The organism is Streptomyces sp. OR43 (genome assembly GCF_008042275.1).
GTDB lineage: Bacteria > Actinomycetota > Actinomycetes > Streptomycetales > Streptomycetaceae > Streptomyces.
In genome coordinates this window covers 4,200,350-4,215,489 of the sequence record NZ_RDBK01000043.1, presented here as the reverse complement: position 1 = coordinate 4,215,489, position 15,140 = coordinate 4,200,350, and the positions used below count along the sequence as shown (strand labels likewise).

12 protein-coding genes are annotated in these 15,140 nt (G+C 74.6%); 6 read left to right on the top strand and 6 right to left on the bottom strand.

Translation table 11 applies throughout. The features are described 5' to 3' along the window. Positions 1–65 precede the first annotated feature (65 nt). Positions 66–2,447, top strand: a complete 2,382-nt coding sequence (gene treY / locus EAO72_RS38040; RefSeq protein WP_148021549.1) for a malto-oligosyltrehalose synthase — start codon at positions 66–68, stop codon at positions 2,445–2,447. On the opposite strand, the gene EAO72_RS38035 is transcribed toward treY, so the two are convergent. Continuing rightward, complete coding sequence (locus EAO72_RS38035; protein WP_148021548.1) at positions 2,437–3,429, bottom strand: cytochrome P450; 993 nt, start codon at positions 3,427–3,429, stop codon at positions 2,437–2,439. The genes treY and EAO72_RS38035 overlap by 11 nt on opposite strands. Positions 3,430–3,800: 371 nt before the next feature. Then, on the bottom strand, positions 3,801–4,367 hold the full coding sequence (locus EAO72_RS38030) for a DUF1707 and FHA domain-containing protein (protein ID WP_148021547.1): 567 nt from the start codon (positions 4,365–4,367) through the stop codon (positions 3,801–3,803). A gap of 195 nt (positions 4,368–4,562) precedes the next feature. Here EAO72_RS38030 and EAO72_RS38025 point away from each other — a divergent pair, with 195 nt between their 5' ends. Then, positions 4,563–5,498, top strand: a complete 936-nt coding sequence (locus tag EAO72_RS38025; protein WP_187285428.1) for a GNAT family N-acetyltransferase — start codon at positions 4,563–4,565, stop codon at positions 5,496–5,498. Between the two features lie 225 nt (positions 5,499–5,723). Further along, the gene (treZ, locus tag EAO72_RS38020; RefSeq protein WP_148021545.1) at positions 5,724–7,484 is read left to right on the top strand and encodes a malto-oligosyltrehalose trehalohydrolase; all 1,761 of its coding nucleotides are present in this window, start codon (positions 5,724–5,726) and stop codon (positions 7,482–7,484) included. Positions 7,485–7,494: 10 nt separating this feature from the next. Here the strand turns inward: treZ and EAO72_RS38015 are convergent, their stop codons facing one another. Both EAO72_RS38015 and EAO72_RS38010 read right to left on the bottom strand, forming a co-directional pair. After that, positions 7,495–8,625 (bottom strand): aminopeptidase P family protein, encoded by a 1,131-nt coding sequence (locus tag EAO72_RS38015; RefSeq protein WP_148021544.1) that lies wholly within the window; start codon positions 8,623–8,625, stop codon positions 7,495–7,497. Between the two features lie 68 nt (positions 8,626–8,693). Further along, the gene (locus EAO72_RS38010) at positions 8,694–9,335 is read right to left on the bottom strand and encodes a nucleoside/nucleotide kinase family protein (RefSeq protein WP_148021543.1); all 642 of its coding nucleotides are present in this window, start codon (positions 9,333–9,335) and stop codon (positions 8,694–8,696) included. A 57-nt stretch (positions 9,336–9,392) separates the two neighbouring features. Between EAO72_RS38010 and EAO72_RS38005 the strand changes: the two genes are divergently transcribed. Further along, positions 9,393–9,779 (top strand): VOC family protein, encoded by a 387-nt coding sequence (locus tag EAO72_RS38005; protein ID WP_148021542.1) that lies wholly within the window; start codon positions 9,393–9,395, stop codon positions 9,777–9,779. A 6-nt stretch (positions 9,780–9,785) separates the two neighbouring features. Here the strand turns inward: EAO72_RS38005 and EAO72_RS38000 are convergent, their stop codons facing one another. Together EAO72_RS38000 and EAO72_RS37995 are read right to left on the bottom strand one after the other, a co-directional pair. Next, the gene (locus tag EAO72_RS38000; RefSeq protein ID WP_148021541.1) at positions 9,786–10,445 is read right to left on the bottom strand and encodes a LuxR C-terminal-related transcriptional regulator; all 660 of its coding nucleotides are present in this window, start codon (positions 10,443–10,445) and stop codon (positions 9,786–9,788) included. Then, positions 10,433–11,662 (bottom strand): sensor histidine kinase, encoded by a 1,230-nt coding sequence (locus EAO72_RS37995; protein ID WP_148021540.1) that lies wholly within the window; start codon positions 11,660–11,662, stop codon positions 10,433–10,435. The genes EAO72_RS38000 and EAO72_RS37995 overlap by 13 nt, the downstream gene beginning before the upstream one ends. A gap of 169 nt (positions 11,663–11,831) precedes the next feature. On the opposite strand from EAO72_RS37995, the gene EAO72_RS37990 reads away from it, so the two are divergent. Then, the gene (locus tag EAO72_RS37990; RefSeq protein ID WP_261991768.1) at positions 11,832–12,542 is read left to right on the top strand and encodes an ABC transporter ATP-binding protein; all 711 of its coding nucleotides are present in this window, start codon (positions 11,832–11,834) and stop codon (positions 12,540–12,542) included. Beyond that, positions 12,539–15,130, top strand: a complete 2,592-nt coding sequence (locus EAO72_RS37985; protein ID WP_148021538.1) for an ABC transporter permease — start codon at positions 12,539–12,541, stop codon at positions 15,128–15,130. The genes EAO72_RS37990 and EAO72_RS37985 overlap by 4 nt, the downstream gene beginning before the upstream one ends. Positions 15,131–15,140: the final 10 nt, after the last annotated feature.

Here is a 15,140-nt window from a genome sequence, read left to right as displayed (position 1 = left end):
GCCGACCGGGCACTCGTGCGTGTCCGGATGACAGAGGCGGCCCGGATCTGGGTACGAACGTTCCCATGACGCCTTCCGCCACGTACCGGCTCCAGCTGCAGCCGGAGTTCCCGTTCTCGGCCGCCCAGGACGCCGTGCCGTATCTCGCCTCGCTCGGCGTCTCCCATCTGCACCTGTCGCCCGTACTCGAAGCCGTGCCCGGCTCACGGCACGGCTACGACGTCGTCGACCACAGCCGGGTACGCGCCGAGCTGGGCGGCGAGGAGGGGCTGCGCCGGCTGGCCCGCACCGCCCGCGAGCACGGGCTCGGGCTCGTCCTGGACATCGTGCCGAACCACATGGCCGCCGACCCCCGCCACAACCACGCGCTGCGCGAGGTCCTGCGCGAGGGGCCCGCCTCGCCGTACGCCCGCTGGTTCGACATCGACTGGGCGGCGGGCGACGGGCGGATCCTGCTGCCCGTCCTCGCCGGACGGATCGGCGAGGAGACCGGCCGGCTGCGGGTCGACGGGAACGTGCTGCGCTACGGCGAGCAGGAGTTCCCGCTGCGGGACGGCACCGCCCACCTCGACCTGCCCGAACTGCTGGACGCCCAGCACTACCGGCTCGGCTGGTGGCGGCTGGCCCGCACCGAGCTGAACTACCGGCGCTTCTTCACCATCTCGGACCTGATCGGGGTGCGGGTCGAGGATCCCGAGGTCTTCGCCGCCTCCCATGCCAAGATCCTGGAGCTGGTCCGGGACGGGGTCGTGGACGGCCTGCGGATCGACCACCCGGACGGCCTCGCCGACCCGGCCGGCTATCTGGAGCGGCTCTCCGTGGCGAGCGGCGGGGTGTGGACGGTGGTGGAGAAGATCCTCACCGGCCCCGAGCCGCTGCCCGCCGGCTGGGCCGTCGCCGGGACGACCGGGTACGACGCGCTGCACCGGATCGACGGGCTCTTCGTCGACCCGGTGGGCGCCGCCGAGCTGCTCGGCGGCTACCGCGAGTCCGCCGCCCCGGCCGGTGACCGCGGCGGCTACTGGACGGCGACGGTGCGCCGGGCCGCGTACCGGGTGGTCACCCATGAGCTGGCCGCCGAGACGGAGCTGCTGACCCGGCTCGCTTCCCGCATCTGCGCCGAGGACCCCGCGCTGCGCGACCACGCCCCCTGGGCGCTCCACACCGCCGTGCGCGAACTGCTGGTCCGCCTCCCGGTCTACCGCCCGTACGTGACGGCGGGCGGCCCCTGCACCGAGACGGCCGAGGCGACGCTCGACCCCGTCGCGGTGAGCGACGCCAAGGCCGCGTTCGCGGTACGGGAGGAGGCCTCGGCCGTCGACGTGGTGCGGGAACTGGCCCTCGGCCGGCTCGGCGGGGGCGGGGACCGGGCGGCGTTCTGCGCCCGGTTCGCCCAGACCGCGTCCGCGCTGCGCGCCAAGGCGGTCGAGGACACCGCGTACTACCGGTACGTGCCGCTGATCTCGGCCAACGAGGTGGGCGGCGACCCGGGGCAGCCGGCGGTGGCTCCGGAGGAGTTCCACGACTTCTGCGCGCGGCTCGCCCGCGACTGGCCCGCCACCGGCACGGCCCTGACGACGCATGACACCAAGCGCAGCGCCGACGTCCGGGCGGCGATCGCGGTGCTGTCGCAGTGCCCCGGACCCTGGACGGAGCTGGTCGCCGAGCTGACCCGGACGGCCCCCGCCGCCCCCGACCCCCAGCTCGCCTGGCAGGCGTGGCAGACGGCGGTCGGCTGTGTGGGGTTCCCGCCGGGCGAGCGGGAAGGGCGGCTGGAGCCGGCGCTGCTGAAGGCGGTCCGCGAGTCGGGGCTGTTCACGAGCTGGACCGAGCCCGATCCGGTGTACGAGCGGGTGGCGACGGACTTCGTCGCCGCCGGTCCGGCCGCCGGCACCGGGCCGGTGCGGGCGCTCCTGGAACGGTTCGCGGGAACGCTGACCCCGCATGTACGGGCCAACGCGCTGGGCGCGGCGCTGGTGCACCTGACGATGCCGGGGGTGCCGGACCTCTACCAGGGCACGGAGCGGGAGTATCTGGCGCTGGTCGACCCGGACAACCGGCAGCCGTTCCGGCAGCCGCCCGACGGGGCGCCCGACGACGAGAAGAGCGAGCTCACCGGGGTGGCGCTGAGGCTGCGGCGGGAGCGGCCCGGGGTGTTCGGCGAATCGGGCACGTATGCCCCGCTGACCGCCTCCGGTCCGGCCTCGGCGCACCTGCTCGCCTTCTGCCGTTCCGGCGAGGTGGTCACCGCGGTGACCCGGCTGTCACTGCGGCTGGCCGAGTCGGGCGGCTGGCGCGGGACGGAACTGAGGCTGCCCGACGAGGAGGTGTGGCACGACCTGCTGACGCCGGGCCGGAAGTTCTCCGGCGGCGCGGTGCCGGCCGCGGAGCTGTTCGCGGAGCGGCCGGTGGCGCTGCTCAGCCGGGCCGGACGCTCTATGGCCTGACGAGGAGGGAACGCGGGCCCCGGGTGAGGAGGCCGGTGGCCGCCGGGCGGAAGCCCTCCGCCCAGCGCAGGGCGGGCATCGCGTCGAGCAGGGCGCGCAGGCCCTGTTCGGCCTCCAGCCGGCCGAGCAGCACGGCGGGGCAGCCCGCGGGACCGGGTGTGGAGCGGTCCTGGTCGCGGCGGAAGGGGTCGAAGACGTCCGGTGCGGCGAACCGTTCCGGGTCCCGGCCCGCCGAGCCGATCAGACAGGCGACGGGGGCCCGTGCCGGCAGGGTGCCGCCGCTGAGGGTGACCTCGGCGACGGTGCGGCGCAGCACGATCTGGACGGGTGGGTCGCGGCGCAGCGACTCGGTCCAGGCCCGCCCGGCGAGCGCGGGTTCGATCCGCATGACGGCCATCAGGTCCGGGTCGTCCAGCAGATTGGCGAGGAACGAGGCGAGCGCCGTCTCGCGCAGCGCGGTGCGCCGGGTGCAGGGGGCGTCGGCGGGTGCGCCGGTGGGCAGCCAGCGGCAGAACTCCTCGACGAGGTCGGCCTGCGGGCGCGTGGCGATGCGCCGGGCCAGCACGTAGGCGGTCCGTTCGACACGCGCGGCCAGGTGCGCGGGCACGGTGCCGGGCGCGACCGCATAGGGGTCGCTGGGCAGACAGCGGAAGTTCCCGTGGCAGAGGCCGAGCGGCGCCGGGCCGCCCCGGGGCGCCCCGTCGTGCGGGAAGCCCGCGAACCGCGGGTCGGTGAGGGCGGTGGCCACGTCGTCGTACCGGCTGACCAGCCAGGCGCCGAGCGGCGCGTCGTAGCAGAGCGGGTACTCCTCACGGAGCACCCGGTAGAGCCGGTACGGGTCGTGGGCCGCGCCGGGCGCGAGCAGACTGGGGCCGCCGCCGGCCCGGGCGGCACGGCGGGGCCGTGTGGGCGCGCCCGTGCTGCCGCGCCGTTCGGGCGAGGGCGTCGGGGCGGGTATGTCTCCGGGCGTGTCTGCCTGCATGGCGTACCCCCGGGGTGTCCGGTGCGCCGGTGCGCGGCGCGCTCCCTGCCAGGGGATCACCTGAACGGTCCCGCCGCAGCCGGCGTGCGGCCGTACGGGTGAAAGGGCGGTCACCGTCGGGGCTCCCGGGCGGCGGCCCGGGGCGGGGCGGTCACCGTCGAGGCCGGGCGTCCGGGCGTCCGGGCGTCCGGGCGTCCGGGCGGCAAGCAGGCGAACGGCAGTCCGGCAGGAGGAAGGCAGTTCAGCAGGCGGACGGCCGTTCGGTGAACGCGGAGGCCGCGGCGGTCAGCCCGGCGCGGGAGAAGACCGCGAGCTCCCGTATCCGGGGCCGGCGCGCCGCGGACGGCACCGGCAGGCGTGACCGCGTCCGGTCAGGCGGGCGGCCGGAGCGCGGGCGCGGAGAGCCGGAAGGTCATCCTGCCGAAGCTCACCTGGTCCCCCTCCCGCACCGGGACCGCGCCCGTGACGCGCTGCCCGTTGACGCAGGTGCCGTTGGTCGAGCCGAGGTCGCGCAGCACCCACAGGCCGCCGTCCGCGGTGAGTTCGGCGTGCGCCCGGGACACCGTCTCGTGGCTGAGGCGCAGTCCGTTGCCCGGGTCGCGGCCGATGCGCAGCGGGTGCGGACTCGGTGCCGGGAGCAGCAGTTTGGGCAGCCGTTCGGCCCGCCATGCCCTGCGTATCCGTTCGGGGAAGCCGGAGAGCCCGCTCACGGCCCGGAACAGCGGCCGCGACCACCGGCCCTCGTGTTCCAGGTCGGCGGTGAGCGCGTCCAGTTGCTCGGAACGGCTGGCGGTCAGGGCCAGTTCCATCCGCCGCATGAAGGTGTCGTGGGAGAGCTTGCCCTGTGCCGCACCCTCTCTGAGCGCACCGAGAACACGGTCGCGCTGGGCGTCGGACAGCCGCGCGGGATACGTGTGGGACTCGAAGGAGGATGTCACAGGGCCAATTGTCGGGCCGACCGCCCCGGAGTGTCCAGAACATCTCCGCTTTCCGCCCTCCTGACCTGCGCGGCCCCGGAAATGTCCGGGACACCGCGCGCCGGGCGTTGCTACTGTCGGCCGCCGTGCCGCTCCGGCGACCGCCGGGCGAGCCCGTACACCTGTGGGGGATTTGTGCTCGACGCGCCACTCGGCATGACGGTCCGTCCGATCAGCGGGCCGGAGGAGCTCGGTCTCTTCCGCCGGCTGTCCTACGTCCTGGATCACGAACTCGCGGACGACCTGGCGGCGGGGCGTCGCCGCCCGGAGTGGATGTGGGTGGCCCTGCGGGGCGACCGGGTGGTGGCGCGGATCGCCTGGTGGAGCAAGGACGGCAGGCAGCCGCTGCTCCTCGACGTCTTCGACCTGGACGACACGCTTCCCGAGCCCGAGCGCGGCGAGGCGGGAGCGCGGCTGCTGGAGACGGCGACGGCCGCCGTCGTTCCGGCCGGTGCCCCGCGTCCCGAGTACGGACGTTACGTGCCGCCCGACTGGCGCGAGGACCCGGCGGCCCGTGACGTCGTGGAGGCGCGCGTCCGGGTCATGGAACGCGGCGGTGCCCGGATGCTCGTGGAGCGGCTGCGTCTGGAGTGGCGTGCGGGCACGCCCGTTCCGGCCGACAGCGGCCGGCTGCGGTTCCGCCCGGTGTCGGGGCGCGAGGATCTCCTGGCGTTGATGACGCCGGTGATGGAGGGCACGCTCGACGCGCACGGACAGCAGGACATGGCGTCGGGCCTGTCGGCGCGCGAGGCCGCGGAGAAGCACTACGACGAGGAGCTCGCCCACTACTCGACCCCTCGGGAGTGGTGGCGCGTCGCCGAACTCCCGGACGGCGAACCGGTCGGCTTCGTGGTCCCGGCCCGCAACAACTACCACCCGATCATCGCGTACATCGGGGTCGTGCCGGCGCGACGGGGTCACGGCTACATCGACGAACTCCTCGCGGAGGGAACCCGGGTGCTCGCCGGGCAGGACGGTGTGGAGCGCATCCGGGCGTCGACGGACCTGGGCAACGTGCCGATGGCGAAGTCCTTCGCACGTCTGGGCTACGTCAACTTCGAGCGCGCCTTCGACATGGTGTGGGACCACTGACACGGGGCCCGGCGGGCGGCTCATGTCAGCTCTCGCCCGAGGGAACGGCGGCATGGCCCTATCGGCTTCCACAGCCGTAAGAGGGAGTGCGTAGGTCAGAAGCCGGCAGGGCAATGATCAGAATCAGACCTTAATCGCCAGTATCGGGCTCGATCCGGTGTCGCGGGTCGAAGATCGCGCCTTCTGCCGACCATGGGCCGGTACACGGAAACGAGGGAGCGCTGCATGTTGTTCGAGGTATGGGCACCGGACGCGGATGTGGCCGCCCTGCGGCTGTCGGGTGAGCTGCGGACCATGGAGCGTGATCCGGACCGGGCCGGCTGGTGGACCGCGGACGCGGAGGCGAGGGACGGCGACCGCTACGGATTCGCCCTGGACGGCGGCCCGGTGCGCCCCGATCCCCGCTCGCGCCGCCAGCCGGACGGACCCGACGGCGAGAGTGCCGTCGTCGACCATGACGCGTACACCTGGCGCACCGACTGGGCGGGCCGCGGGCTGCCGGGCGCGGTCCTGTACGAGCTGCACATCGGTACGTACACCGGCGAGGGCACGTTCGACGCGGCGGCGGCCCGGCTGGAACATCTCGCCGAGCTGGGCATCACCCATGTGTCGCTGATGCCGGTCTGCCCGTTCCCCGGGGTCCACGGCTGGGGGTACGAGGGCGTTTCGCTGTGGGCCGTGCACGAGCCGTACGGCGGCCCCCAAGGACTGAAGCGCTTTGTCGACACGGCGCACGGGCTCGGGCTCGCGGTCGTCCTGGACGTGGTCCACAACCATCTGGGCCCGTCCGGCAACTACCTCCCCGCCTTCGGCCCGTACTTCACCGAGACGCACCACACCCCCTGGGGCGCGGCGGTCAATCTGGACGCGCCGGGCTCCGACGAGGTGCGGGCCTTCCTGCTGGGCAGCGCGCTCGCCTGGCTGCGCGACTACCGGCTCGACGGGCTCCGGCTCGACGCGGTGCACGCGCTGGCCGACACACGGGCGCTGACGTTCCTGGAAGAGCTGTCCACCTCCACCGACGCGCTCTCGGCGGAACTGGGCCGTCCGCTCTCCCTCATCGCCGAGTCCGACCTCTGCGACCCGCGGACGACGACTCCGCGCGAGTCCGGCGGTCTCGGTCTGCACGCCCAGTGGAACGACGACTTCCACCACTGTCTGCACACCGCGCTGACCGGTGAGGCCCAGGGCTACTACGCGGACTTCGCCGCCGCCCCGCTGGCCGGGCTCGCCAAGACCGTGACGAGCGCCTTCTTCCACGACGGCACGTACTCCACCTTCCGCGGCCGTACGCACGGCCGCCCCGTCGACGTCACGCGCAGCGCCGCCCACCGCTTCGTCGGCTACGCCCAGACCCATGACCAGATCGGCAACCGGGCGCTCGGCGACCGGCTCGCCGCCTCCCTCTCCCCCGGCCTGCTGGCCTGCGCGGCGGCGCTCGTGCTCACCGGCCCCTTCACTCCGATGCTGTTCATGGGCGAGGAGTGGGGCGCCCGTACGCCCTGGCAGTTCTTCACGGACCACACCGATCCGGAGCTCGCCGAGGCCGTACGCACCGGCAGGCGGCGGGAGTTCGGGGCGCACGGCTGGGCCGAGGAGGACATCCCGGACCCGCAGGACCCCGCCACCCGGGACCGGTCGTGTCTGGACTGGAGCGAGCCGCGGCGCGAGCCGCACGCCCGCCTGCACGCCTGGTACCGCGAACTGATCGCGCTGCGCCACTCCCTGCCCGATCTCAGCGACCCCGATCTGGCGACGGTGAAGACGGCGTACGACGACGACGCCCGCTGGCTGGCGTTCCGCCGGGGCGATCTGCGGATCGCCGTCAACCTCGACGAGAAGCCGGCCACGATCCCGCTGGGCGGCGGCCGGCACCGCGGTGGCGGAGGCCGGGTACTGGCCGCCTGGCTGCCCGTGGACGCGCCGGGCCCTGACGGGGCCCTGCATCTGCCGCCGGAGTCGTGCGTGGTGCTCGCCGACGACTGAGAACGCGCTCCTACTCGACGATCGCCAGTTCGCGGGCGGTGGCGTTGAGGCGCCGGCCGCCGTCCTCGGTGACGGTCACGATGTCCTCGATGCGGACGCCGAAGCGGCCCGGCAGATAGATGCCGGGCTCCACGGAGAAGCACATGCCGGGCACGAGCGGCTGCTCCTCGCCCTCGATCATGTACGGGGGTTCGTGGGTGGTGACGCCGATGCCGTGGCCGGTGCGGTGGATGAAGCGTTCGCCGTAGCCGAACTCGGTGATGACGGCGCGGGCGGCCCGGTCGATCTCCTGGCAGGCGACACCGGGCCGTACCGCGTCGCAGCCGGCCGCCTGCGCCTCCCGCACGATGTCGTGGACCCGCTGCTCCTCGGCTGTGGGTTCGCCGACGTGGACCGTACGGGAGGTGTCGGAGCCGTACCCGTGCTTGAGGCCGCCGAAGTCGAGCACCACCATGTCGCCGTGCTCGATGGTGCGGTCGCCCGCCTCGTGGTGCGGGTTGGCGCCGTTGGGTCCGGAACCGACCACGGTGAAGTCGACCTGGGAATGCCCGGACTCGGTGAGCAGCCGGGCCAGGTCGGCCGCGACGTCGGTCTCCCTGCGGCCGGAGAACCGGACCTTCAGGATCTCCTCGTACGTGGCGTCGGCGGCCGCTCCGGCCGCGGCGAGCCGGTCCAGTTCGTGGGCGTCCTTCACCGCGCGCAGCATCGGCAGCACTTCGGTGAGGGAGGCGTACGAGGTCTCGGGCAGCAGCTGCTGGAGGCCGAGCAGATGCATCGCCCAGGCGTTGTCGCTGATGCCGAACCGGCCCCGGCCGTCGAGCAGCGGGGCGGTGACGGCGTAGGGGTCCTTGCCGTCGGTCCAGTCGCGCAGGGTCAGCGCGGGCGCGCCGACGGCCTTCGCGGCGTCCGCGGCCTCCAGGGTCGGCACGACCAGGACCGGATCCTGGCCCGCGGTGAGGACGAGGAGGGTCAGCCGCTCGGTGACCGCGGTGGGCCGGTAGCCGGTGAGATGGACCATGTCCGGTCCGGGGGCCACCAGTACACCCGCGAGTCCGGCGGCCGCGGCGCTCTCGGCGGCCCGCGTCATCCGGGCCCGGTAGTCGTCGGCGGTGAACGGTACGGGCTGGTTCGGGCTGGACATGCGGAACCTCCTGGCGGCGCGGAACGGCTCTCTGCATCCTGCCCGTCCGGGGGCCCGGCCGCGAGCGGTCAGGGCGGTGTGCCGGTGGTGAGTCGTACGACGAGGTCGGCGCGGTCGCGACCGGCCGCGACGAGCCGCGCGTTGGCCTCGTCGGATCCGGCCACCCAGCGCTCCGCGTGGGGCCGCGGCTTCCCGAATCGCACATGCCGGTCGACGAGCCTGTGGATCCGTACGTCCTGGTCGAGTTCCAGGAACCACGCCTCGTCGAGCAGCCCCCGCACGGGCGCCCAGTCCCCTTCCCCGTACAGGAGGTAGTTGCCCTCGGTGACGACCAGCGGGACGTCCGGCGGTACGGGGACGGATCCCGCGACCGGCTGTTCCAGGGACCGGTCGAAGGCGGGGGCGTACACGACGGTTCCCGGTTCGGGCGCCCGCAGCCGCCGGAGCAGGGCCACGTACCCGGCGGCGTCGAAGGTGTCGGGCGCGCCCATGCGCTGTGCCCGGCCGAGCCGTTCCAGTTCGGCCCGGGCCAGGTGGAAGCCGTCCATCGGCACGAGGACGGCGAGCGGGCCGAGCGCGTCGACGAGCTGCTCCGCCAGGGTGGACTTCCCGGCACCGGGCGGCCCGGCGATTCCGAGGATGCGGCGGTCCGCGGCCAGGGCGAGGCGGCGGGCGCGGGCCGTCAGCCCGGTGAGGTCACTGGTGTCCATGGCGGATATTGTCCCGCTGAGAGCCTCCCGTTCCGCTTCCGTCCCGCAAGGATTCCCATGTCCCACATCGCTCTGGTCACCCTGGTCGTCCGCGACTACGACGAGGCGCTCGCCTTCTACACCGGCGCCCTCGGCTTCGAGCTGGTGGAGGACACCGACCGGGGCGACGGCTCCCGCTGGATCGTGGTGCGTCCGCGCGGAACCGAGGGCACGGGGCTGCTGCTGGCCCGGGCGAAGGACGAGGCGCAGAGCGCCAGTGTCGGGGCGCAGACCGGCGGGCGGGTCGGCTTCTTCCTGCACACCGAGGACTTCGCCGGCGACCACGCGCGCATGCGGGCGGCCGGGGTCCGCTTCCTGGAGGAGCCGCGGCACGAAGCCTACGGCTCGGTCGCGGTCTTCGAGGACCTGTACGGCAACCGCTGGGATCTGCTCCAGCCCGCGTGAGCGCGCTCAGCGCGAACCGTTGCCCTCCAGGTACGCCAGGACCGCGAGGACCCGGCGGTGGACCGATCCGTCGTCCGGTTCGAGGCCGAGCTTGGCGAAGATGGAACCGATGTGCTTGCTCACGGCCCGTTCCGTGACGACGAGTTCGGTGGCGATCGTGCCGTTCGCCTTGCCCTGGGCCATCAGTTCCAGTACCTCCCGCTCCCGGGGGGTGAGGCTCAGCAGCGGCTTCGCGGACGCCTTGCGGGTCAGCAGCTGGCTGACCACCTCGGGGTCGAGCGCGGTGCCGCCGGATGCCACCCGGTCCAGGGCCTGGAGGAACTGGTCGACGCGGCCCACCCGGTCCTTGAGCAGGTAGCCGATGCCCCGGGCTCCCTGGGCGAGCAGCTCGGCGGCGTACGTCTCCTCGACGTACTGGGAGAGGACCAGGATCGGCAGGTCGGGCATCTCCTCGCGGGCGGCGATGGCGGCGCGCAGTCCCTCGTCGCGGAACGTGGGCGGCAGCCGTACGTCGAGCACGGCGGCGTCCGGGCGGTGCTCCAGCAGGGCGGGCAGTACCTCGGGGCCGGCCGCGGCGTCGGCCACCACCTCGTGGCCCGAGCTGGTGAGGAGCAGGATCAGTCCCTCCCGCAGCAGGGCGTTGTCCTCGGCGATCACGATCCGCACGGCAGCTCCACTTCGATGTCCGTCGGCCCCCCGGTGGGGCTGCTGATGCGGGTGGTGCCGTCCAGGGCGGCGATCCGCCGCCTGATCCCGACCAGCCCGCTGCCGCCGCGTTCGTCCGCGCCGCCGTGCCCATCGTCGCCGATGGCCACGAGCAGGGCGTCACGGGCCCGGTCGATGCGTACCCGCGCGGTCGTGGCGCCGCTGTGCTTGCCGATGTTGGTGAGTGCCTCGGCGATCACGAAGTAGGCGGCGGCCTCGATGGCCGCCGGCAGCCGGCGCCCGTCCTCGACGCCGTCGAGCTCCACCGTGACGGGGACTGCGGAGTCCGCGGCCAACGCCCGTACCGCTCCGGCGAGTCCTCGGTCCGTCAGGATCGGGGGGTGGATGCCGCGGACCACGTGCCGCAGCTCGGCGAGCGCCGCGTCGACGCCGTCCTGGGCCTCGTCGAGGCGCTGCCGGGCGGCGGCCGGGTCCCGGTCCAGGATCTGCTTGGCCAGGCCGATGCGCATGGACAGGGCGACGATGCGGGCCTGCGCGCCGTCGTGGAGGTCCCTTTCGATACGGCGGAGTTCGGCGCCGTGCGCCTCGACCGCTCCCGCGCGGCTCTCCGTCAACTGGGTGATGCGTTCCTCGAGTTCGGCGGAGTGCGGGGGCGTCAGCAGGGTCCTCGTCCAGCTCGCGGACAGTTCCGCGAGCACGGGGTGCCAGCGCAGGACCAGACCAGGGCGCTCGGGCGGCGGTGTGCCGTACTCGTCACTGCTCCGCCGGTCCAGCAGGTGCACGGCACTGAGCACGATCCCGTCCACCAGCAGCCCCACCGGCCACAGCACCATCGTGGCGTAGCCGACGAGATTGCCGGCCAGCGCCTGGAACGGCAGCCACACCGCCTCGCGCCGGACGACGGGATCGGCGAGCACATGTCTGACCCGCGCGGCGAGTTCGCCGCCGTCGAGCGGGAGGTACGGCGTGGGCCGCGACGGCACTCCGAGGTAGGCCGCCGCCCTGCGCCGCTCGGACTCCGCGAACCGGTGCAGCGCCTTGGCCGCCTCGGGCAGCGCCGGCAGTCCGATGACCACGACCGCGAACAGCAGCGCCGCCACCACCAGGAACGTGGCGACGTACGCGACCAGGGCGATCGGGATGCCGATGAAGAGGTAGCGCGAGGCATGCCAGGAACGCCGGACTGCGACGGTCAGCGGGACGGGGGCGGTGCTCATGCCGCACTACGTTACGGGGGCTCGGCCGCCCCCGGAGTGGAGCCGTCCCCCCGGGCGGTGGTGGTGCCGGCTACACCCCCGGTCCGGGAGCGCGCACCCTCGCCCGCACACCCCCGCGCTCATAGCGTTTACGCAGGTCAGAAAGTACGAAAGAGGCGAGGGGACCACGGTGGAGACAACCACGGCAGTGCGCACGGCGGCGCTGGAGCTGGAGGCGGTGAGCCGACGCCACGGGCGGCGCGGCAGCGGCCGGGAGGCCGTCGCGCTGGACGCGGTGAGCTGTGTGATCCCCGTGGGGAGTTTCACCGCGGTGGCCGGCCCGTCGGGGTCGGGCAAGAGCACGTTCCTCCAGTGCGCGGCGGGCCTGGACCGTCCGTCGTCGGGCACGGTACGGATCGCCGGGACCGATCTCGGCACGCTCTCCGAGGCCGCGCTGACCCGGCTGCGCCGGGACAGGATCGGCTTCGTCTTCCAGTCGCACGCGCTGAACCTGGTGGCGTCCCTGAGCATCGAGGAGAACGTCGTGCTGCCGCTGGTCCTGGCCGGCGCCGATCCCGGGGCCGCAGATGTGCTGGACCGTGGGCGTCGGCTGCTGGAGCGGGTCGGGCTGTCCGGCCGGGGCGGTGGGGGCCCGGCGGCCCTGTCGGGCGGCGAGCAGCAACGGGTCGCGGTCGCGAGGGCGTTGGTGACCGAACCCGATGTGCTCTTCGCGGACGAGCCGACGGCCTCCCTGGACCCGGAGTCGGCGGCCCTGGTGCTGGGACTGCTGCGGGACGCGGTTCGGCTCGACGGCCGCACGGTCGTCATGGTCACCCATGACCCGGTGGCGGCGAGCTGGGCGGACACGGTCATGACGATGGACGGGGGCCGGCTGCGATGACGGTCGCCGGAACACGGAAGAAGCCGGTGCGCCCGAGCGTGCGGACCGGGAGCCGGCGGGCCTCGGCGTTTCTGGCCCGCCGCTCGCTGACGTCCCATCGCCGGGCCTGGACCGCGGTGTTCGTCGCGGCYGCGGCCGCTGCCGCGCTGCTCGGCGCCTTCGCGCTGGTGCTCGGCTCGCTGCTGCTGGCCGGGCCGCCGGTGGAGCGCTACGCCGGGGCCGATGCGGTGGTGGTGGCCGATCAGCGGGTGACGTACACGGCGAAGCCGTGGGGCAGCGAACCGCGGACGGCCACCGCCTATCTGCCGGAACGGGTACGGCTGGAGCGATCCGTGGTGGCGCGGGCGGCAGCGGCGGACGGCGTGGCGCGCGCCGTCGCGGACGACTCGGTTCCGGTGACGGTGGGCGACGGGCTACCGGCGGTGGGCCGTTCCTGGCCGTCCGCCGCGCTCACTTCGTACGAGCTGTCCGAGGGACGCGCCCCGAGGTCGGCGTCCGAGGTGGTCGTGGACCGGGCGCTGGCGGTAGCGGGCGGGCGCGTCACGCTTCACGTGGGCGGCGCGGCACGGCAGTACACCGTCAGCGGGGTGGCCGCGACCGGTCACCGGGGCGGCACGCCCGCCGTGTTCTTCACCGAGCCCCGGCTCACCGCACTGGCCGGGCACCCCGGCACGGTGGACGCGATCGGCGTCGTGGCCGAGCCGGGCGTGTCCGCCGGCACGCTGCGGGCCTCGCTGGACAGGGCCGTGGCGGGACCGGGCGGAGGCGAGCGCGGGCCGCGCGTGCTGACGGGCGCCGGGCGCGGCGAGGCGGAGCACGTCGACGCGCTCGGCGGGCGCGGAGATCTGCTGGCGATGCTGGCGTCGATCGCCGGGACGGTGGTCATGGTGGCCCTGCTCGTGATCGCCACCACGGTCTCCCAGGCCGTGCACCAGCGCTCCGGTGAACTGGCGCTGCTGCGGGCGGTCGGGGCGACACCCCGGCAGCTCAGCTCGGCGGTCGGCCGTGAGGCGGGCCGGGTCGCGGTCGCCGCCGCGGTGCTGGGCGCGATCGGCTCCGTACCGCTCGGGCTGCTGATGCGGTCGCTGCTGACCACGGACCCGCTGCCGCTGCCCGTCCCGGTGTGGCTGCCGGTCGTGGCAGGCGTCGTGGGCGCATTGCTCGTCGCCCTGGCCGCCCGGCCGGTGGCACTGCTCGCGGCGCGTGCGGTGACCCGGATGCGGCCGGCGGCGGCCATGGGCGCGGCGCGGTCGCCGGAGCCGGGCGAGCCGGGGCGGCTGCGCACGGGCGCCGGGGTGCTGCTGGTGGTCGCGGGGCTCGGTTCGGCCGGTACGGCCGCCGCGCAGAGCGGTCAGGCCGCGGCGCTCGCCGCGTCGGGTGCGGCGACCTCGCTGATCATCGCGGTGGCGCTGCTCGGTCCGTGGACCGCCCGGATCTCGATGCGGGTACTCGGCGCACCGGTCCGGCGCGCGGGCGGCGCCTCCGGTTTCCTGGCCGCCCGGTCCGCCGCCGCGCACCACCGCAGGCTGGGTGCGGCGCTGACCCCGATCGTGCTGGTCGTCGCGTTCGTGTGCGTCCAGTTGGCGGCCGGTACGACGCTGGAGCGGGCCGCCGGCCGGCAGGCGGCCGACGCCCTGCGGGCGGACCTGGTGGTGACGGGCCCGGCGGCCGGTGTCCCGGCGGAGGCGGCCGAGGCCGTGCGCCGGGCGCCCGGGGTGGCGGCCGCGACGGGGCTGCTGCGGTCGTCCGTCGTCCTCGCCCACCGCGAGACCGGCGACCCGGCGCTGGACCGCTTCCCGGTGCTGGGCGTCACCGCGGCCCAGTTGTCCGGCACGCTCGACGCGCGGATCACGGCGGGCGACCCGGCCGCGCTCACGGGCCGGGGCACGGTCGCCGTGGGTGAGGACCGGGCCGACGATCTGGGCGTCGGTGTCGGGGACGAGGTGGCGCTGCGCCTCGGGGACGGTACGCGGGCACGGCTGAAGGTGGTGGCGCTCTATGAACGGTCCCTGGCGCTGGGCGAGTTCATGCTGCCCCGCGAGGCCCTGGCCGGACACGTGTCGGCTCCGCTCGACCGGCAGGTCCTGGTGCGCTCGCGGGACGGGGACGCCACGTCGGCCGTACGGGCCGCGCTGGCACCGTACAAGGGGCTCCGGGTGCGCGCGGCGACGGCGGACGACGTGCGGATCGCCCCGTCGTCCCCGGACCGGGACGACGCCCTGATCGTCATCGGCGTCGGTGTGATCGGCGGCTTCGCGCTGCTCGCCGTGGTCAGCACCCTCGCCCTGATCTCGGTCGGCCGCCGCCCGGAGTTCCGCCTGCTGCGGCTGGTCGGCACGGGACGCGGACAACTGCTGCGGATGCGGGTGCTGGAGACGGGCCTGGTGACGGTGGCCGGACTGACCATCGGAACCGTGGTCGCGGCCGTCCCGCTGCTCGCGTTCGCGCTCCCGGCGACGGGCGGGCTGCCGTATCTGCCGCCCGCGCAGTACGGGGTGCTCGCGCTGGCCGTCACGGTGGCGGCGGCCGTGGGCACACTGTTCCCGGGCGCGCGGGGCGGCGGTCCTCCGGGCCGGCCCCTCGGGTGAGGCGCCGGGG

Excerpts from the sequence above, each read along its gene's own strand:
- EAO72_RS38005 (WP_148021542.1), top strand. The coding sequence starts at position 9,393 with ATGTCCCACATCGCTCTGGTCACCCTGGTCGTCCGCGACTACGACGAG.
- EAO72_RS38010 (WP_148021543.1), bottom strand. The coding sequence starts at position 9,335 with ATGGACACCAGTGACCTCACCGGGCTGACGGCCCGCGCCCGCCGCCTC.
- treY (WP_148021549.1), top strand. The coding sequence starts at position 66 with ATGACGCCTTCCGCCACGTACCGGCTCCAGCTGCAGCCGGAGTTCCCG.
- EAO72_RS38025 (WP_187285428.1), top strand. The coding sequence starts at position 4,563 with ATGACGGTCCGTCCGATCAGCGGGCCGGAGGAGCTCGGTCTCTTCCGC.
- EAO72_RS37995 (WP_148021540.1), bottom strand. The coding sequence starts at position 11,662 with ATGAGCACCGCCCCCGTCCCGCTGACCGTCGCAGTCCGGCGTTCCTGG.
- EAO72_RS38015 (WP_148021544.1), bottom strand. The coding sequence starts at position 8,625 with ATGTCCAGCCCGAACCAGCCCGTACCGTTCACCGCCGACGACTACCGG.
- EAO72_RS38035 (WP_148021548.1), bottom strand. The coding sequence starts at position 3,429 with ATGCAGGCAGACACGCCCGGAGACATACCCGCCCCGACGCCCTCGCCC.
- treZ (WP_148021545.1), top strand. The coding sequence starts at position 5,724 with ATGTTGTTCGAGGTATGGGCACCGGACGCGGATGTGGCCGCCCTGCGG.